Annotated in this window: 18 protein-coding genes; 6 read left to right on the top strand and 12 right to left on the bottom strand. The window is 75.3% G+C overall.

Annotated elements, in window-relative coordinates:
* Positions 1-91: 91 nt before the first annotated feature.
* The 5 genes from ACFU7Z_RS19025 to ACFU7Z_RS19005 all read right to left on the bottom strand — a co-directional run bounded on the left by ACFU7Z_RS19025 (position 92) and on the right by ACFU7Z_RS19005 (position 4218).
* Entirely contained in the window at positions 92-430 is a 339-nt protein-coding gene (locus tag ACFU7Z_RS19025) for a hypothetical protein (protein ID WP_117486557.1), read from the bottom strand.
* Between the two features lie 103 nt (positions 431-533).
* Entirely contained in the window at positions 534-698 is a 165-nt protein-coding gene (locus ACFU7Z_RS19020) for a hypothetical protein (RefSeq protein WP_158077733.1), read from the bottom strand.
* A 170-nt stretch (positions 699-868) separates the two neighbouring features.
* Positions 869-2083 (bottom strand): cytochrome P450, encoded by a 1215-nt coding sequence (locus ACFU7Z_RS19015; protein ID WP_380778385.1) that lies wholly within the window; start codon positions 2081-2083, stop codon positions 869-871.
* Positions 2084-2192: 109 nt separating this feature from the next.
* Entirely contained in the window at positions 2193-2426 is a 234-nt protein-coding gene (locus tag ACFU7Z_RS19010; protein ID WP_074003623.1) for a ferredoxin, read from the bottom strand.
* A 247-nt stretch (positions 2427-2673) separates the two neighbouring features.
* Positions 2674-4218: an ATP-dependent DNA ligase gene (locus tag ACFU7Z_RS19005; RefSeq protein WP_380778382.1), complete on the bottom strand. Its 1545-nt coding sequence runs from the start codon at positions 4216-4218 to the stop codon at positions 2674-2676.
* Between the two features lie 327 nt (positions 4219-4545).
* On the opposite strand from ACFU7Z_RS19005, the gene ACFU7Z_RS19000 reads away from it, so the two are divergent.
* From ACFU7Z_RS19000 to ACFU7Z_RS18990, 3 genes are all read left to right on the top strand, one after another.
* A complete protein-coding gene (locus ACFU7Z_RS19000; protein WP_380778380.1) occupies positions 4546-5025 on the top strand; it encodes a GNAT family N-acetyltransferase in 480 nt (159 codons plus the stop codon).
* A gap of 115 nt (positions 5026-5140) precedes the next feature.
* The gene (locus ACFU7Z_RS18995) at positions 5141-6178 is read left to right on the top strand and encodes a CAP domain-containing protein (RefSeq protein ID WP_380778378.1); all 1038 of its coding nucleotides are present in this window, start codon (positions 5141-5143) and stop codon (positions 6176-6178) included.
* Between the two features lie 232 nt (positions 6179-6410).
* Entirely contained in the window at positions 6411-7988 is a 1578-nt protein-coding gene (locus ACFU7Z_RS18990) for a sigma-70 family RNA polymerase sigma factor (RefSeq protein ID WP_380778376.1), read from the top strand.
* 14 nt (positions 7989-8002) lie between these two features.
* Here the strand turns inward: ACFU7Z_RS18990 and ACFU7Z_RS18985 are convergent, their stop codons facing one another.
* The 3 genes from ACFU7Z_RS18985 to ACFU7Z_RS18975 form a co-directional block, all read right to left on the bottom strand.
* Positions 8003-8239 (bottom strand): hypothetical protein, encoded by a 237-nt coding sequence (locus ACFU7Z_RS18985; RefSeq protein WP_049659354.1) that lies wholly within the window; start codon positions 8237-8239, stop codon positions 8003-8005.
* 60 nt (positions 8240-8299) lie between these two features.
* Positions 8300-8806 (bottom strand): NUDIX hydrolase, encoded by a 507-nt coding sequence (locus ACFU7Z_RS18980; RefSeq protein WP_074003825.1) that lies wholly within the window; start codon positions 8804-8806, stop codon positions 8300-8302.
* A 171-nt stretch (positions 8807-8977) separates the two neighbouring features.
* Positions 8978-10567 (bottom strand): M1 family metallopeptidase, encoded by a 1590-nt coding sequence (locus ACFU7Z_RS18975; protein ID WP_380778374.1) that lies wholly within the window; start codon positions 10565-10567, stop codon positions 8978-8980.
* 374 nt (positions 10568-10941) lie between these two features.
* On the opposite strand from ACFU7Z_RS18975, the gene ACFU7Z_RS18970 reads away from it, so the two are divergent.
* Positions 10942-11826 carry a carbohydrate kinase gene (locus ACFU7Z_RS18970; RefSeq protein WP_380778372.1) on the top strand — a complete coding sequence of 295 codons (885 nt, stop codon included), beginning with the start codon at positions 10942-10944 and terminating at the stop codon, positions 11824-11826.
* Between the two features lie 63 nt (positions 11827-11889).
* Here the strand turns inward: ACFU7Z_RS18970 and ACFU7Z_RS18965 are convergent, their stop codons facing one another.
* The gene (locus tag ACFU7Z_RS18965) at positions 11890-12417 is read right to left on the bottom strand and encodes a GNAT family N-acetyltransferase (protein WP_117486546.1); all 528 of its coding nucleotides are present in this window, start codon (positions 12415-12417) and stop codon (positions 11890-11892) included.
* A 241-nt stretch (positions 12418-12658) separates the two neighbouring features.
* On the opposite strand from ACFU7Z_RS18965, the gene ACFU7Z_RS18960 reads away from it, so the two are divergent.
* Positions 12659-13621 carry a polysaccharide deacetylase family protein gene (locus ACFU7Z_RS18960; protein ID WP_380778369.1) on the top strand — a complete coding sequence of 321 codons (963 nt, stop codon included), beginning with the start codon at positions 12659-12661 and terminating at the stop codon, positions 13619-13621.
* Between the two features lie 49 nt (positions 13622-13670).
* Here the strand turns inward: ACFU7Z_RS18960 and ACFU7Z_RS18955 are convergent, their stop codons facing one another.
* The 3 genes from ACFU7Z_RS18955 to ACFU7Z_RS18945 form a co-directional block, all read right to left on the bottom strand.
* A complete protein-coding gene (locus tag ACFU7Z_RS18955) occupies positions 13671-14102 on the bottom strand; it encodes a YchJ family protein (protein ID WP_049657121.1) in 432 nt (143 codons plus the stop codon).
* 119 nt (positions 14103-14221) lie between these two features.
* Complete coding sequence (locus ACFU7Z_RS18950; protein ID WP_380778366.1) at positions 14222-15766, bottom strand: FAD-dependent monooxygenase; 1545 nt, start codon at positions 15764-15766, stop codon at positions 14222-14224.
* Between the two features lie 44 nt (positions 15767-15810).
* Positions 15811-16425 carry a TetR family transcriptional regulator gene (locus ACFU7Z_RS18945; RefSeq protein ID WP_049657124.1) on the bottom strand — a complete coding sequence of 205 codons (615 nt, stop codon included), beginning with the start codon at positions 16423-16425 and terminating at the stop codon, positions 15811-15813.
* A 204-nt stretch (positions 16426-16629) separates the two neighbouring features.
* Here ACFU7Z_RS18945 and ACFU7Z_RS18940 point away from each other — a divergent pair, with 204 nt between their 5' ends.
* Positions 16630-17031, top strand: a complete 402-nt coding sequence (locus tag ACFU7Z_RS18940) for a cytochrome C oxidase subunit I (RefSeq protein ID WP_143204590.1) — start codon at positions 16630-16632, stop codon at positions 17029-17031.
* Positions 17032-17093: the final 62 nt, after the last annotated feature.

The following is a 17093-nucleotide window of genomic DNA, read 5'->3' as shown; positions in this document are numbered from 1 at the left end:
GTCCCGGGCGCGCCTGTCGCCGGAGGCTCGGGAACCCCGGGCGTCGAGGGGCCTGGGGTTCCTGGTGTTCCTCCTGGGGTTCCTGGTGTTCCTAGGGTTTCGGCGGCGCCGGGGCACCCGCGCCCCGGCCGGCCTTGACGCCGTTCACCATCGCCTGGTGGATCGCCCGAGCGGTGGTCTCGTCCTGCGCCGGCACCGGGCTGCCGGTGACCGTGTACCAGTCCAGCGCGCCGGTGTACTGGACGGTCAGCCTCGCCTCGCCGTCCACCCAGGTGGTGTGCACGGTGAGGTCGCCGGAGATCGGGCCGATCTCGGTGGTGGTCACCCCGCCGGGGCCGCTGATGATCGATTGGGTGGTCCAGGTCGCCCACGACGTGCGCGGGTCCGCGGGCGGCTGGGCCTGGCGGTTTCCTTGGTCGTGTTCGGTCATGCGCCTATCCTCCCCCGCGGGTGGCCCGCCGCCGGAGCAGCGACACCTGCGGTCGCGGCGACCGCCCGGCGGCACCGGGCGGTCGAGTCGGTACGGCGGACGGTCAGCCGGGCTGGCCGGGCTCGTCCAGCATGGGGGCGCCCTCCGCCTGGGAGGTGTCCTGTGCGTGCAGGTTCTGCATCGAGGGGACGCCCTCCTCGGGGTCCGCGGCGCGGATGTCCTCGTCGTCCTCGGTACTCACCTTGGACCGGTCACTCATGTCGGTCATCGCGGGCTCCGTCTCCTCGGCCGGTCCTGGCGCGCCCGGGCCGGAGGCGCGGCGGGACCGGTGGTGGCTCTTCGCCCCTCCAGCCTGCCTCCGCCCCGGCGCGAGGGCCAGCCGGGTGATCCGGGAAGCGCCCCGCGGACCCCGCCCGGGCGTCAGGAGACCCCCGGGCGTCACCAGGCGACGGGCAGCGACCGCATGCCGTAGATGAACGCGTCGGTGCGGAACGCCAGCTCGTCGCGCGGGACGGTCAGCCGCAGCCCCGGCAGCCGCCGGAACAGCGTGGCCAGCGCGATCTGGAGCTCGGCACGGGCCAGCGGCTGGCCGAGGCACTGGTGCACGCCGAAGCCGAAGGCCATGTGCCGCCGGGCGTCCCGGTCCAGGTCCAGTTCGTCGGCCGGCAGCCGGTCGGCGCCGCCGAACACCGCCTCGTCCCGGTTGGCGGTGGAGAGCATCGCGACCACGCCCTCCCCGGCCCGGACGGTCGTTCCGCCCAGCTCCACGTCCTCCAGCGCCACCCGGAGCACCCCGGTGTGGATGATGGTGAGGAGGCGCAGCAGCTCCTCCACCGCGCCGGGCACCGCGGCCGGGTCGGCCAGCCTGGCGATCTGCTCGGGCCGGTCCAGCAGCAGGGCGGTGGAGAGCGAGATCATGTTCGCGGTCGTCTCGTGCCCGGCGACCAGCAGCAGGAAGCCGGTGCTGGCGACCTCGCGCGGGGTGAGGTCGTCGCGGACGGCGAGCCGGCTGAGGATGTCGTCCCGCGGCTCCTCCCGCTTGCGGGCGGTCAGCGCCTCCAGGTACTCCAGCATCTCGTCCCGGGCCGCCAGGAGCTCCTCGAACGGCCTGGTGTTGCTGAGCAGCGTCCGGCTGATGCCCTGGAAGAACTCGTGGTCCTCGTACGGGACTCCGAGCAGCAGGCAGATCACCAGCGAGGGGACGGGCAGCGCGAAGTCGGCGACCAGGTCGGCCTCGGCGCGGCCCGCGGTCATCCCGTCCAGCGCCTCGTCCACGATCCGCTGGATGTCCGGGCGCATCGCCTCGACCCGTTTGACCAGGAAGTCCCCGGTGACCATCCGGCGCAGCCGGGAGTGCTCGGGGTCGTCGAGGTTCAGGAAGTTCGGGTTCTCGCCGATCCGCTCCCGGCTGCCGGCGATCAGCAGCGGGAAGGTCGGGTGGCGCAGGTCCGCGCTGAACCGGCGGTCGGACAGGATGGCGCGGACCTCGGCGTAGCCGGTGGCCAGCCAGCAGGACTCGCCCCCGGGCAGCTCGGCGCGGCTCAGGTTCGCGGTGGCGGCGGCCTCGGTGTAGGCGGGCGGCGGGCCGAACGGGCAGCCGGCGGAGTGCCGGGCCGGCAGCGGGACGGCGGGCACGGTGGGTGTGCTCGTCAAGGCGGGGTCTCCTTGCGTCGCGATGGTTCTCCGGTGGGGGTGGGGTTGCCGGACGTCCGCCGGTCCCGGGTGCGGTTCCGGTCCGCGGCCGGCTCGGGCCGGCGTACGGTCAGCCGTCGACCGAGGCGGCCCCGGCCTCCGCCGGCCCGTCCTCGACCACGGTGATGGCGCCGCCCGGGCAGAGCTGGGCGGCCAGTCTGAGATCCTCGAACTGGTCGGGCCTGAAGGCGGTCTGACGGAGTCTCACCAGACTGTCGTCGTCGTCCTGGTCGAAGACCTCGGGAACGTTCGTGACGCACATCCCGGAGCTGCAGCAGCGGTCCCGGTCGACACTCACCCGCATGGTCGGGCACCTCTCGCCAGTGCGCCGCCGGCTGCCCGGCGGCCGCCTCTCGTTGTCATTGCCAACCTAACCGCCGCTACTCCGTCCACGGAGGGCGCGGTGGCGGGATCGCCGAGAATGGCCGATTCGGCTCCCGTCGGAACCGCCGGAGCGGCGCCGGAGGTTTGAACCGGCATCACCCCAACAAGCCTGTACCGTACGGTGGTTCACGGCCTCCGGGCGCTGCCCGTAGCCGCCCGCTCCCGGCTCAGAGCCCCTCGGCGGCGGCGATCTCCCGTACGGTCGCGACGGTGTCCGCCTCGGCTGCGTCCTTGTCCGGCCGGTAGCGCACCACCCGGGCGAAGCGCAGGGCGAGCCCGGCCGGATAGCGGGAGCTGCGCTGCACCCCGTCGAAGGCGATCTCGACGACCAGTTCCGGCCGGACCCGCACCGTCCAGGCGTCCCGTCCGGTCTCCCGGGCCAGCAGTTCGACGGTCTGGCGGGCGAGCGTCTCGTCGGTCAGGCCCTTGAAGGTCTTGCCGAGCATCACCCACGGGCCCAGCCCCGGCTCGCCCGCCGCCCGGGCGCCCAGGTGCAGGTTGCTGAGGAAGCCGCGCCGCCGCCCGCTGCCCCACTCGGCGGCCAGCACCACCAGGTCCAGGGTGTGCCGGGGCTTCACCTTGATCCAGCCCGCGCCGCGCCGCCCCGCCGCGTACGGGGCCGACGGGTCCTTCACCAGCACGCCCTCGTGCCCGAGCGCCAGCGTGTCGCGGAAGAAGGCCAGCGCCCGGTCGCGGTCCCCGGTCTCGGTGCGGGCCGCCCGCAGGCCGTCCGGCACCGCCCCGGCCAGCGCCGCCCAGCGCTCCCGGCCGGGACGGTCCACCAGGTCCTCGCCGTCCCGGTGCAGCAGGTCGAAGAAGTAGGCGTCGAGCGGGACCTCGGCGCGCAGCCGGTCCGGGTCCCGCCGGGAGGCGGTGCGCGCGGCGGTCTCCTGGAACGGGCGCGGCCGGCCGTCCGGACCGAGCGCGATCGCCTCGCCGTCCAGCACCGCCGAACGCAGCGGCAGCGCCAGCGCGGCCTCGACCACCTCGGGGACGCGGGCGGCGATGTCCTCCAGGCCGCGGGTGAACACCGCGACCTCCCCGCCCTCCCGGTGCACCTGCACCCGGATGCCGTCCAGCTTCCACTCCAGCGCGGCCGGACCGGTGCGCTCCAGCGCCGTCGCCACGTCCGGCGCCGAGGCGGCCAGCATCGGCCGCACCGCCCGTCCCACCTCCAGCCGGAACGCCGCCAGCGCCGCCTCCCCGCCGGTCAGCGCCGCCTCCGCCACCGCGCGCGCCGACCCCCGGAACATCAGCGCCCGCCGCACCGCCGCCGACGGCACCCCCGCCGCCCGCGCCACCGCGTCCCCGACCACCGCGTCCAGCGCCCCCTGCCGCAGGTCCCCGACCAGCACCGCCCGCAGGAACCCCTGCTCCTCCGCCGTCGCCCGCGCGAACAGCCCGTGCAGCAGCCGCCGCCGCTCCGCCTGCGCCCCGGCCCCGTGCACCCCCGCGATCCGCTCCAGCTCCCGCTCCACCTCCCGCACCCCGAGCGAGGCCTCCACCGCGGGCCCGGGCAACCCCCGCAACGCCGCCGGCCCGATCCCGGTCCGCAACCGCTGCGACTCCCCGGACAGCAACGCCACCGCCGCCGCCCCCTCCAGCGGCCCCAGCCCCCGCAGACACCCGGCCAACAACCCCGTCTTCGCCCGCCGCCCCGCCTCCGCCGCCACCTCCCGCGACACCGACGCCAAGCTCGACAACCCCGCCACACCACCACCTCCACCCCCCTCAGCATCCGCCCCCACCCCCACCCCCGCACCCGAGCACCCGCGCAGCCGTCGCCCAGCCGGGCCCGGCCCGGCCCCCGTGTCCACCCGCTCGCGCGCCTGGCGGCCCGGTGTCCGAGGCCGCCCCTGCCCCCGCCCGGGCGGTTGGGCTGATCGGGGCGGTGCTGCGTCCGGGGGTCCTGGCCGGGGAGGCAAGGCGCCGGAGTGGCGTAGCGGGTACGTGCTCTTGGCCGGGGCGGTGATCCGCGGCGGGGCGACGGGGCGTCATGCTGGGTGGCTCGTACCGCCCCCTGAGTGATGGAGACCGAGATGAACGACACCTCCACGGCCCGTTGGAGCGTCGGCGTGCCCGAGGCCGGTGACTACCGGGCCTGGCGTGAACTCTTCCGTGGGTACTGCGAGTTCTACCGGGTGCCGATTCCGGAGGAGAAGGCCGAGCTGGTGTGGTCCTGGCTGATGGATCCGGGGCACGAGGTGGCGGGGCTGCTGGTGCGGGACGGGGAGGGCCGGCCGGTCGGGCTGGCGCACTATCGGCCGTTCTCGCGGCCGCTGCACGGGGCGGTCGGGTGCTTCCTGGACGATCTGTTCGTGGCGCCGGAGGTTCGCGGCGGCGGGGCGGTGGACGCGTTGTTGGGCCGGCTGCGGGAAATCGCGGCGGAACGCGGGTGGAACACCGTCCGCTGGATCACCTCTGAAGACAATTACCGGGCCCGTGGAAAATATGACAAGGTCGCCAATCAGACCAGGTTCATCACCTACGACATGGCTCCGGAGGCACCGGCCGGCTGAGACCGCGGCCTGGCCCCCGGACATTCGTTCGGAATTTCTGTTATCGGCGCCCCGCCGGGAGGTCTCCCATGTGTCGACACCCGACCAGTCGACCCGGAACAGAAAGCGTGGCCACGTGAACAGCGACGACAGGACGACCATCCTCCCGGCGAGCGGGGGCGGCGCCGGCAGCGACAGCGGGCACGGGGTCCGCGGCCGCTCCGGTGGCCGGGCGGCGCGGCGGGCTGCCGAGCGGCACGCCGGCCGGGGCCGCCGGGCGCGGCGGGGCGGCGGGATCGTGCCGGTGACCGCGGTCGTCGTCGCCGTGGCCGGGACGGGGCTGTTCGCCGCGCTGGCCGGTGCGGGCTACGCGGCGTACGGCGGCAAGCAGACCGACCGCGACATGGCGGGCCAGTCGCTGGCCGCCGACATGCTGATCTCGGCGGAGCTGGGCACGCACGACGGCATCCAGGTGCCCGGCGCCGGGGGGACGAACCCGGACGTTCCGCTGCCGGCCACCCCCACCGCCGCCGACCCGGCGGCCACCCAGGGCGCCTCCGCCACGCCGACCGCTCCGGCCTCCCCGACGGCTTCGGCCGCCGCCTCCCCGACGGCCGTCCCCACTCCCACGGCCTCCGCCGTCAAGGCGACCCCGACCGCCGCCGGTGCCTCCACCGCGGGCCAGGGCACCGCCAAGCGGGGCATCCCGGGGATGCCGGGGGGCGGCAGCTTCCCGGGGAGCGGGGGCATGCCTGGGGGAGGGGGCGTGCCGGCCGGCGGAGGCGCGGCCCCGTCGTACGCCCAGCAGGTCGTCGACCTGGTCAACGTCGAGCGCGGCAAGGCCGGCTGCGGGCCGGTCAGCGCCGAGCCCCGGCTGACGAGTGCGGCCCAGTCGCACAGCGACGACATGGCCGACCGCAACTACTTCGACCACGCCAGCCCCGAGGGCAAGCACGCCGACTACCGGATCGAGGCCGCCGGGTACAGCTGGAGCACCTGGGGCGAGAACATCGCCCGCGGCCAGAAGGACCCGGCCGCGGTGATGGACTCCTGGATGAACAGCCCCGGCCACCGGGCCAACATCCTGAACTGCGCGTTCAAGCAGCTCGGCGTGGGCGTGCGGACCGGCAACAACGGCCCGTGGTGGACCCAGGTGTTCGCCTCCCCGGCGTGAACCGGCCCTGAACCGACCGTGGTCCGGCCTCCGTTCGGCCCCGCTCCGACCGTGGTCCACGCCTGATCGTCCCGGCTTCCGCTCCTGCCCAGGCCCGGTCTGACCCTCAGACCGGGCCCGCCGATCCGGGCCGATTTTCCGATTCCGTGCACATTGTTGTTATCTGATCACTCCCCACGGGTCTCCGAGGAGGCAGCGGCGGACGGATACACGGCAACACGGAGTGCGGACCATGAACGCTGAGGTGCAGAACAGGACCGGGACCACCCTGGTGCTCGCGGCGCAGGCAGGTGACCGGCAGGCCCGGGAGGCGCTGGTCGCCGCCTGGCTGCCGCTCGTCTACAACGTGGCCGGCCGCGCCCTCGGCGGCCACGCCGACGTGGACGACGTCGCGCAGGAGACCATGATCCGGGCCCTGGACGGCCTGGACGGGCTCCGCGACCCGGAGTCCTTCCGGTCCTGGCTGGTCGCCATCACCATGAACCAGGTGCGCCGTCGGCACGCCGCCGGTCAGCAGCAGCCGACCGTCGGCGGCCTGGACGAGACCTGGGAGGTCGCCGACCCCCGGGCCGACTTCACCGACCTCACCATCCTGCGCCTCGGCCTGTCCGGCCAGCGCCGCGAGGTGGCCGAGGCCACCCGCTGGCTGGACCCCGACGACCGCGAGCTGCTCGCCCTCTGGTGGCTGGAGGCCGCCGGCGATCTGACCCGCGCCGAACTCGCCGAGGCCCTCGACCTGAGCCCGCAGCACACCGCCGTACGCGTGCAGCGGATGAAGAAGCAGCTCGAAGCGGGCCGCATCGTCGTCCGCGCGCTCTGCGCCTACCCCCGCTGCCCCGGACTGACCGAGCTCACTACGGGCTTCGACGGCACCCCGAACTCGGTCTGGCGCAAGCGCATCGCCCGTCACATCCGGGACTGCGCGGACTGCGGCGGCCTCGGCCGCGACCTCTTCCCGGCCGAAGGACTACTGGCCGGCCTCGCCCTGGTGCCGATCCCGCTCGGCTCGCCCGTGCTGCTGCACTTCCAGCACACCGCGGCCGCCGTCGCCTCCTCGGCCGCCACCGGAGCGGGGGGCGCGGGAGCCGGGGCCTCTACGGGTACCGGCGCGCACGCGGCGGCGGGAGGGCACGGCGGCTGGGCCGGCACCGCGGCCCGCAAGGCCGTCCTGGTGAGCGGCGCGGCCGCGGCGGTCGCCGTGACCACCCTCGCCCTGGTCTGGCCGCAGGCCGGCGAGCCGCCGCAGCCGACGACACCCGAGCCCACCGCCCCGGCCGCGGCCCAGGACGTCCCGACGGCCGCCGCCGCACCCGCCGCCACCGCCCCGACACCGGTGCCGACCCCGCTGCCCGCGGAGAGCCCGACGCCCACGGCGACGGCCACACCGACCGCGACCCGCACCGCCACCGCGACACCGCAGCCGAACCCGGAGCGCCAGCTGGTGGACCTGGTCAACGCCGAACGCGCCAGGGCCGGCTGCGCCCCGCTGCGGATCGACCCCCGGCTGCACGGCTCGGCCCAGAAGCACGCGGACGACATGGCCACCCGCGGCTTCTTCGACCACGTCAACCCGGACGGCGTCCGGACCGAGGCCCGGATCACCGCCGCCGGCTACCGCTGGTCCCAGTGGGGCGAGAACCTCGACCGGGGCCCGACCACCCCGGCCGCCGTCTTCGCCCGCTGGATGGACGGCGGAATCCACCAGTCCAACATGCTCGACTGCGGGTTCAAGGACATCGGCGTCGGCTTCGCCACCAACGCGGCCGGCACCCCCTACTGGACCCAGGACCTCGGAGCACCGATGTCCTGAGCCATGGGCGGGGACTACGCCGGAGTGGCCGCCACCAGGCCGTTCGCCGACCCGGTCACGTAGCCCGTGGCATCCCCGAGGACGCCGCCCGCGTCACCGACCTGCCCGGGCACCAGGTCCGGAGCGCTGCTCAGCGGCCCGGGCAGTCCCTCCTGCCCGCCCACGGCACTGGCGTGCGCGCTCGGCGCGGTGAGGGAGGCCACGACACCGACGGCGATCGAGGCGACGGCAAGCATGCTGCGCTTCTTCATGGCCGGTCCAACGACGCTGCGCCGGAAGGGTTACGGCGCGGCGTGCCCGAGCGGCGGTCCTCAGTGATGCCAGGGCAGCTGAACCGGATCAGTGGGGACACGCCCGGCCACCAGCTCGGCCGCCAACCCGGCCAGGCCGAGCGGGTAGACCGTCTCGCCGGTGGCCGCGAGGTCGGTGACGGACCACCAGCGATGGCCGGCGTGGTACGTGCGCTCGTTCGCCTCCTGGCCGCTGACGTCGACCTGGTGGCCCGTGACGCGAAGCCGGAAGAAGACGTCCCGGAAGATCCCTTCGGCCCAGCCGACATCCGCGTATCCGGAGGTCTCCGCGACGGCTGACCGCAAGGCCTCCGGCTCCACGGACAGGCCGGTCTCCTCGCGAAGCTCGCGGGCTGCCGCCTCCGCCAGGGTCTCCCCGTCCTCGACACCACCGCCGGGCGTGCACCATCCGTGACCGCTCTCGGGAGCATCCGGGTCGACATGGAACTTCAGCAGGAGCAGGCGGTCCAGCTCGTCGATCAACAGGACACGGGCGGATTCGCGGCGGTAGCTTCCCTGATCGGACATGCCGGCAGCGTAACCCTGGACGGCCCGCGAGCCGACCGGGACTCTGCCGGGCGGCGGGCGGGCCGTGGGAACCACCATGGCCCCACCCGCCCCTGCCGGTCAGGGGCGTGCGAGCCGCGACCGGACGCACGGCGGCGCGCCGGGCGTGCACCAGCAGTCCCAGCCGCGCCGTCAGAGCGTTCCGGAGCCCCGCGCCACCGCGGGCCCGCCCGCCACCGCGGCCCCACCCTCCCAGAGCGACGCCCCGGGAACCGGCGCCCCGGGAGCCCCCGGAGCCGCCCCCGCCAGGCCCACCGGGCCCACCACCCAGTCCGGGTGACCGGGCATCGGCGGCGTCCGCAGCCCGTACAGCCAGTCGTCGAGGAAGCCCCGCAGGTCCTGGCCGGACACCGACGAGGCCGTCCGCACGTAGTCCTCGGTGGTGGCGTTCCCGGACCGGTAGGTGCGCAGGAACGCCCGCTCGATCCGGTCGAAGGCCGCCTCCCCGACCTTCTCCCGGAGCGCGAACAGCACCAGCGCGCCGCCCGTGTACCGCTGGCTGTCGAAGAGGTCGGCGGCGGTGGGGGAGGCGACCGGCCCGGAGTCGTGCCGCCACTGGTCGCCCAGCCCGTAGAGGTAGCGCATCCGGTCGGTCAGCGTGGTGTGGCCCCAGGCGTCCGGCCATCCGCGCTCGTAGCGGTACACCAGTCCGTAGAAGTCGGCGTGGCCCTCGTTGAGCCAGAGGTCGGACCACCTGGCGGGGGAGACGCTGTTGCCGAACCAGGAATGGACCAGCTCGTGCATCATGTGCGAGCCGATCGCCGGCTCCGCCTGCCGCAGGAAGTTCGGCTTGTAGAGGGTGAGCGTCTGGGTCTCCAGGCCGGTGAAGGCGAACGCGGCCGGATCGTCCGTGTTGGCCGGCAGGAGCCCGTACGTCTCGAACGGGAAGGGCCCCAGGTGCGCTTCGGCCCAGGCGAGCTGGCCGGGGGTGAGGGCGAGCGCGGGTTCCAGTTCGGCGGCGCGCGCGGTCGGCACGACGTCGCGCAGCGGCAGGCCGTGCGGGCCGGTGCGCTCGCGCACGGTGTAGTCGCCGACCGAGACCTGGACCAGCTCGGTGGCCATCGGCTCGCGGGACACGTACCGGCGGGTGGTGCGGCCGTCGCCGCGCCGTTCGGTGGCCGTCAACTCGCCGTTGGCGACGCCGCGGAGAGCGTCCGGGGCGGTCACCGAGATGGTGAACCGGGCCTTGTCGCTGGGGTGGTCGTTGCATGGGAAGACGGTGTGCGCGCTGTTCGGCTGGCCGGCCACCGCGAAGCCGTCCGGGGCGGGGACCCAGCCGGTGTGCGGCAGCGCGGCGCGCGGGTCGGCGGTGTACTCGACGGTCAGCCGGGCGACGGCGCCCGGGCGGAACGGCCTGGCCGGAGTCACCGTCAGCTTCTCGTCGTGGGCGGTGAAGCCCGCCGGCCGCCCGTCGACCCGGACGGCGCGCACGGCCAGGCCGAGCGCGTCCAGGTCCAGCCGGGCGAGCGTGCGGTCGGGCCGGACGGTGAGCACGGCCGTGCCGTCCACCGTCCGGGGCCCGTCCCGGTAGTCGAAGGCCAGGTCGTACCCGAGCACCCGGTACCCGGTGTTCCCGAGCGAGGGGAAGACCGGATCGCCCAGCCCGTCGGCGGCGCCGGCCGTCGGCACGCTCGCGGACAGCAGCACCGCGCTGAGCGCGAGTGACGGGACGAGCCGGGCGCGGGGCCTGAAGAGCCTGAGGAGGCCGAGGGGCCTGGACAAGTGTGATCACCGCACTTCACGAGCGGGAGCGGAGGCGGAGCCCCCGGGGCGGGGAGAGCCTGGCCCACGGATGCTAGTGGACCGTCGGGCCGGCGCGGGCGCGATAGGTGCGGTCCGACGGCGCGGCGTGGTGCGACGGCGGAGCTCGGTCCGGCGACACACCGTGTCCCCCGGACGGCCCACGGTGATGGCGCGGCGCCCGTACGCGGTCTAACGTCAGGAGTGCATCGTCCCCTGACGGACGAGCCACGGCCGTCGGAAAACCTGGCCAGGTCCGGCGGCCGTACTTTCCTGCCCGGGCGCCGTGCGCCCGGACGCACCCCGTAGGCTTGGCGGTCGAGACGACGCCCGCGTACCGGATGCCAGGAGCCGCCGTGACCAGCCCAGCCTCGCCCGTTCTGGTGATCGGCGAGTGCGTCGCCGACATCGTCCGAACGAGTGACGTCCCGGACCGGGTGCACCCCGGCGGCAGCCCCGCGAACGTCGCGTACGGCCTCGCCCGGCTGGGCCGACCGGCCACCCTGCTCACCGAGCTGGGGCCGGACGCCAACGGCCGGCTGATCCGGCGGCACCTGGAGTCGGCGGGGGTGCGGGTCCGGGCCGCCGAGGTCGCCCGGACGCCCTCGGCGGTGGTGGAGCTGGACGGGCAGGGGCGGGCCCGCTACACCTTCGACATCCACTGGACGCTCCCGCCCACCGAACTCGCCGAGCCGCCCGCCGCGATCCACCTCGGTTCGATCGCGGCGGTGACCGAGCCCGGCGCGGGTTCGGTGCTGGCCCTGGTGGAGCGCTGGCGCGGGCACGCGCGGATCAGCTACGACCCGAACGTGCGCCCGGCGCTGATGGGCGACCGGGCCGGGGCCGTCCGCCGGGTCGAGCGCTGGGTGGCGCTGAGCGACCTGGTCAAGGTCAGCGACGAGGACCTGGACTGGCTCTACCCGGGCGAGCGGCCCGAGGCGGTCGCCGAGCGCTGGCTGGCCCTCGGCCCGGCCGTGGTCGCGGTCACCCTCGGCGCCGAGGGCGCGTTCGCCCGCACCGCCGGGGGCGGACGCGCCGAGGCCGCGGCTCTCCCGGTGCCGGTCGCGGACACGGTCGGCGCCGGCGACGCCTTCATGGCCGCCTTCCTGCACGCCCACGCGGCGGGCGCCGATCTCGCGGTCTGCCTCACCCGGGCGGTGACGGCGGCGGCGCTGACCGTCGCGCGCCCGGGCGCCAACCCGCCCTCGGCGGCCGAACTCGCGGCCGCCCTGACGGACTGACCGGAGCCCTCCCGGCGCGTCGGCGCGGTGTGAACCCGGTCCGTTCCCTCAGCGGCGATGCCGCTACTCGACGGGGGCGAGGTCCTTGCCGTACCAGACCTGGGCGTACGGCCCGCTGCTGTAGGCGGGGATCTCCCGGTACCCGTTGCGCAGGTAGAGCGCGCGGGCCTCGACCAGGTCGAGGCGGGTGTCGAGGACGATCCGCTCGGCGCCCAGGGAGCGGGCGGCCCGGTCGACGGCGGCCAGCAGCACGGCGCCGCCGCCGGTGCCGCGCAGGCCGGGGCGGACGAAGACCCGGGTGAGTTCGACGGTGGCGGCGTCGAGTCGGCGCAGGCCGGCGCAGGAGTGGGCGGCGCCGTCGTGGCGGCCGATCAGGAAGTGGCCGTCCGGGGCGGCGAGGTCGTCGCTGGGGGAGTCGGCCAGGCCGGACTCCAGCTCCTCGGGGGTGCCCTCCCGGTCGAAGTGCAGGCGGTAGTAGCGGTTGGCCACGTCGTAGTAGTACTCGCGCAGCAGGTCCAGGGCCTCGGGGGCGGTCACGTCGGCCGTGGTGACGGTCCAGAGGTCGGAGCGGCGGGGCGCGGTGTTCGTCATGCGCGCATGATCCGATTCGGGGGCCGTCGCCGCAATCGGTTTTCCCGGCGGCCCCGCCCGGCCCGCTCCGCCCCGGCCGTCGGACCGGCGGTCACCCGGTCGCCCCGCCACCCGGGCAAAGGAACGGCAAGGACCCGGTGCGTCGTTGCCCCGCACGGGTGACGCGGGGATTGGCGGTGGTGCACGGCAGGGGAGCAGTGCACCCATGAACAGACCATCAGTTTGTCGTAATAATGGGGGTTTGAGGGGAAGCCAGCACCACCGGGGCGGTGTACGGACCGGCCTGCTGGCCGCCGTCTGCCTCTCCGCCGTCCTCGCCGGCTGCGCCGCTCCGGCCGCTCCCGCCGGGCCGAAGGCCGCCCCGGCCCCCGAGGCGAACACGGCGCCCGAGGCGAACGCGGCGCCCGAGGCGAACGCGGCGCCCGCCGCCGCCCCGGACGCCGACCAGGCCGGTGCCCCGCCCCTGGCGGAGGAGGCGAACAGCGCCGAGGTGGTGGCCCGTCAGGAGGCGGCCGCCCAGCACTGGGGCCTGGAGCGCCCGCCGCTGAAGGCCCCGCCGCGTCCGGCGACCAAGCCCGAGCTCACCCCGGTGCAGGGCGTCAAGCTCGCCGACGGCCGCCCGCCCGTCGTCTTCCGGGTGCCGACCGACGACAAGGTGGTCTTCCTGACCGTCGACGACGGTGACGAGAAGGACCCCGAGTTCTCCCGGATGGCCGCGGACCTGGGCATCCCGCTCAGCACCTACGTCTCCGACTACCTCGCCCGCGAGAACTACGGCTACTTCCGCGACCTGCACGCCCAGGGCGTGGAGATCAACAACCACACGATCAACCACCGCAACCTGAAGGTGCTGGACTACGACACCCAGCGCGAGGAGATCTGCACCCAGCAGGACCAGCTGGAGAAGCAGATCGGCGTCCGCCCCCGGCTGTTCCGGCCGCCGTACGGCGAGTACAACGACGACACCCTGCGCGCGGCGGCCTCCTGCGGGGTGCAGGCGGTGCCGATGTGGAACGAGGAGGCCTTCCCGGACCACATGGAGTGGCGCTACGACGACCGGAAGCTGCACCCGGGCGACATCATCCTGACCCACTTCCGGGGCACCGACATCTGGAAGGCCTCGATGCCGGACCTGCTGCGCAAGGTCGTCAACGACGTCACCGCGCAGGGTTTCGCGCTGGCCCGGCTGGACGACTACCTGTAGCGGCGGCCCGGAGCGGCCACCCGAGCGCGGCCGCCGCGGGTCGGGTGGCTCAGCCGAGCGAGAGGGCGTCCAGGTACACCCAGGCGCCCTCGTGCCGTACGAAGCGGCTGTTCTCGCTGAGCACGCCCTCCTCGCCGCCCTCCGTCCAGTGCGCCCGGAAGGCGACGGTGCCCTGCGCGTGGAAGGCGCCGCCCTCGGTGGTGTCGACCACCTCCAGCCCCGTCCAGCGCAGCCCCGGGTCGAAGTCGACCTCGGCCGGCCGGGTGTCCGGGTGCCAGGTGCGCAGCAGGTACGCCTCGTCCTGCGCGGCGAAGGCGCTGAACCGGGAGCGCATCAGGGACTCGGCGGTGGTGGCCGCCGCCTGGCCCCGGTGCAGCCGGCCGCAGCAGTCGCCGTAGGCGGCGGGCAGGCCGCACGGGCAGGGGGACGAGGGCAGCAGCCGGGGCGCGGCGGCGCGGGGCGCGGAACGACGTCGGGACATGCCGCCATTCTCCCCCACCCGTCCGGCGCCTCCCCGGCGGCCCCGCGGACGGCGGGTACGGGCCCGTCCGCGTCGTCGTGGACCCCGTCGCCGGGGTGCCCGTCCGCGGGTGCCCGTCCTCAGGAGGAGGCGGCGCCGAACCAGATGCGCAGCGCCCGGGCCAGACCCTCCCGGTCCGCCCGGTCGGGCCCGGTCGCCCAGGCGACGTAGCCGTCCGGGCGCAGCAGCAGGGCGCCGGCCGGCGGCTGCGGGCAGTCGGCCGTGACGAGGTCGACCCGGTCCTTCCAACCCGCCGCCGGGTCCGCGAGGCCGAGCCGGCCGCCGGTGAGGTCGACGAGCAACGGGCGTCCGGTGCGGGCGAGTTCGGCGATCCGGGCGGGGCCGTTCGGGGTGGTCGCCGCGAGCTCCGGCACGAACCGACCGGCCAGCGGGTGCGGGCAGCCGACGTCGTGGCGGACGTCGCTGCCGGCCATCAGCGCGGCGATCCGGCCGAGGTTGTCCGGGTGCGCCAGCAGCTCGTCGAACAGGGCGCGCACCGCGGTGGTCCCGGGGCCGGGGGCCATCAGGGCGGTCTGGGCCTGGGAGTGCATGAACACCCGCTCGCCGACCGGGCGGCGCTCGTTCTGGTAGCTGTCCAGCAGGCCGGGCGGGGCCCAGCCGTGCAGGTCGGCGGCGAGCTTCCAGCCGAGGTTGGCGGCGTCCTGGAGGCCGAGGTTGAGGCCCGGGCCGCCGGTCGCGGCGTGCACGTGGGCGGCGTCGCCGACGAGCAGGACCCGGCCGTCGCGGTAGCGCTCGGCGAGCCGGGTGTTGTGGCCGACGGTGCGGCGCGGGGTGAACGGTCCGGCGGTACGGGCCGGGGCGAGCGGCAGGTCGGCGCCGGTCACCCGGCGGACGCTGGCGCGCAGCTCGTCCAGGGTCAGCGGGGTCCGCTGGTCCACCGGCGGGCCGCCCCACTCCATCGTGGCGATCATGACGGCGTCCGGGCCGAACGGGGAGATGACGAACACGCCGTGGTCGGTGCGGGTGTGGGTGAAGACGCGGAACGGGGTCGGGCAGCCGGGCAGCAGGACGTCGCCGTTGTCGGTGGTGCGCACCCCCTCGGGCGGCAGCACGTGCGCGATGCGGGAGACGGGGTCGGGCGAGGTGACGCCGGGGAAGCCGATCCCGGCGAGTTTGCGGACGGTGCTGCGGCCGCCGTCCGCGCCGACCAGGTAGCGGGCGCGCAACTGTCCGGCGCCGTCGGGTCCTCGGACGTCGACGGTCACCCCGGTCGGGTCCTGGCGCAGGCCGGTGACCTCGCGGTCGCGGCGCACGGTGACGCCCAGGTCGAGGAGGCGCTCCTCCAGTACCTCCTCGATCCGGTGCTGGGGTACGGGCACGGCGTGCAGCGGGTTCCGGTCGAGCCGGTGCAGTTCCAGCGGGAAGGCGCCGAACACGAAGCGCGGTACGGGCCGCGGCGCGCCCGGGACGCCGCTGAGCGGCTGGTACAGGCCGCGGTGGTCGAGCAGCCGGAGCACCTGGCCGACCAGCCCGTTGGCCTTCTGCTCGCCCGAGCGCGCGGGCAGCCGGTCCAGGACCACCGGCCGGATTCCGGCCAGCGCCAGTTCGCCGGCCAGGAACAGCCCGACCGGGCCGGCGCCGACGATGACGACATCGCTGTTCATCTCAAGTCCCCGTTCATGTCGAATGCCCCTCGGATGCGGTGGGGTCACCGTGACGAAGGATCGGGCAGCCCGGCCGCCAGCTGGCGCAGCGCCTCGGTGAGCAGCGGCTGGAACGGCACCACCGGGTCGGCGGCCAGGTAGTGCTCGTTGGCGGCCTGCAGCGCGGAGAGCGCGGCCGAGGCGACCAGGTTCGGGTAGAGGTCCCGGTCGGCGTCGGTCCCGGTCCGGGCGGCCACCGCCGCCGCCAGCTCCCTCCGGACGCCGGCGCTGTCGCGGAGCAGTTCGGCCTGGAGCGCAGGTTCGCGCAGCAGCAGCCGTACGGCGGCGGTCCAGCGCGGGTCGGGTTCCTCGGGCGCACCGACGTACGGTGCGACGAGGGAGCGGGTCAGCGCCTCCCACAGCGGCTCCTGCGCCGGGCGGGCCCGCAGCTCCCCGGCGGCTTGCAGGACCCGGTCGCGGTGCCGGGAGACGATCGCCTCGGCCTTGCTGGAGAAGTAGTTGTTGTAGGTGCGCGGGGAGACCCCGGCCGCGGCCGCGATGTCCTCCACCCGGACGTTCTCCAGCCCCCGCTCCACCGCGAGCCGCAGTGCGGCCCAGCCCAGTGCCTCCCGCGTCGCGGCCTTCTTCCGTTCCCGCAGGCCGGGCTGGTCCTTCGTCATGGCCACCACTGTCCCGCGAAAGGTGCGCGGTGCGCAATAGTGCGTGGCACGCAAGTTTTTCCCGGCCGCACGGGCTGTGGCGAGCCGCCCGCCACCTGCGGTTTGTCGCTGGTAGTAGTTGCCTGGTCGCGGAGCGATCCCCGTCGGGAGCCCGACCCCGCAGGCTTTCCGGCGGGACGACTCGACAGGACTGGAGGAGCGGTCATGGGTGGCAGACAGCGTCCGCCGAGAGCGCGGACGCCTCGTCAGGGCAGGCCCGCCGGCGTCGGTGCCCGGGTGAACTCCCGGGCGGAGTTCGCCCGCATCGAGGGGTTCCTGGCCTGGGAGGCGGAGGTCGCGGCGGCCGAACGGGACGCCCGCGCGTTCGCCGCGCAGTTCCCGTGGCTGCCGGCGGCGGAGCGGGAGAGCCTCGAACAGGCCTACGCCGCCGACCGGTTGCGCTACGCCGAGGAGGTCGTCGACCGCGCGGTCGAGCGCTGCCGCCGGCTGGCCGCCCGGTACCGCGTCGAGTGCCGCCGGATCTGCGCCCGCTGGGCGGCGCTCTGCCTCTCCGTCACCGTGACGGCGGCGCTGTTCGCCGTGGTCCCGGCCGTCCTGCGCGGCTGAGCGGCCCGGGCCCGCCGTCGACGGGCCCCGGCACGACGAGGGCCCGCCGCACCGTTCCCGGT

Source organism: Kitasatospora sp. NPDC057518 (assembly GCF_042802075.1).
Classification (GTDB): domain Bacteria; phylum Actinomycetota; class Actinomycetes; order Streptomycetales; family Streptomycetaceae; genus Kitasatospora.
Note: the sequence above shows the minus strand (reverse complement) of the source record. Positions and strands in the feature narration are given on the sequence as shown.

Bases quoted from the DNA above. Each gene is read 5' to 3' on its own strand.
- ACFU7Z_RS18990 (WP_380778376.1), top strand. From the start codon at position 6,411: ATGAACGCTGAGGTGCAGAACAGGACCGGGACCACCCTGGTGCTCGCG.
- ACFU7Z_RS19025 (WP_117486557.1), bottom strand. From the start codon at position 430: ATGACCGAACACGACCAAGGAAACCGCCAGGCCCAGCCGCCCGCGGAC.
- ACFU7Z_RS19020 (WP_158077733.1), bottom strand. From the start codon at position 698: ATGACCGACATGAGTGACCGGTCCAAGGTGAGTACCGAGGACGACGAG.
- ACFU7Z_RS18955 (WP_049657121.1), bottom strand. From the start codon at position 14,102: ATGTCCCGACGTCGTTCCGCGCCCCGCGCCGCCGCGCCCCGGCTGCTG.
- ACFU7Z_RS18980 (WP_074003825.1), bottom strand. From the start codon at position 8,806: ATGTCCGATCAGGGAAGCTACCGCCGCGAATCCGCCCGTGTCCTGTTG.
- ACFU7Z_RS18950 (WP_380778366.1), bottom strand. From the start codon at position 15,766: ATGAACAGCGATGTCGTCATCGTCGGCGCCGGCCCGGTCGGGCTGTTC.
- ACFU7Z_RS18985 (WP_049659354.1), bottom strand. From the start codon at position 8,239: ATGAAGAAGCGCAGCATGCTTGCCGTCGCCTCGATCGCCGTCGGTGTC.
- ACFU7Z_RS18965 (WP_117486546.1), bottom strand. From the start codon at position 12,417: ATGACGAACACCGCGCCCCGCCGCTCCGACCTCTGGACCGTCACCACG.
- ACFU7Z_RS18945 (WP_049657124.1), bottom strand. From the start codon at position 16,425: ATGACGAAGGACCAGCCCGGCCTGCGGGAACGGAAGAAGGCCGCGACG.
- ACFU7Z_RS18940 (WP_143204590.1), top strand. From the start codon at position 16,630: ATGGGTGGCAGACAGCGTCCGCCGAGAGCGCGGACGCCTCGTCAGGGC.
- ACFU7Z_RS19000 (WP_380778380.1), top strand. From the start codon at position 4,546: ATGAACGACACCTCCACGGCCCGTTGGAGCGTCGGCGTGCCCGAGGCC.
- ACFU7Z_RS19010 (WP_074003623.1), bottom strand. From the start codon at position 2,426: ATGCGGGTGAGTGTCGACCGGGACCGCTGCTGCAGCTCCGGGATGTGC.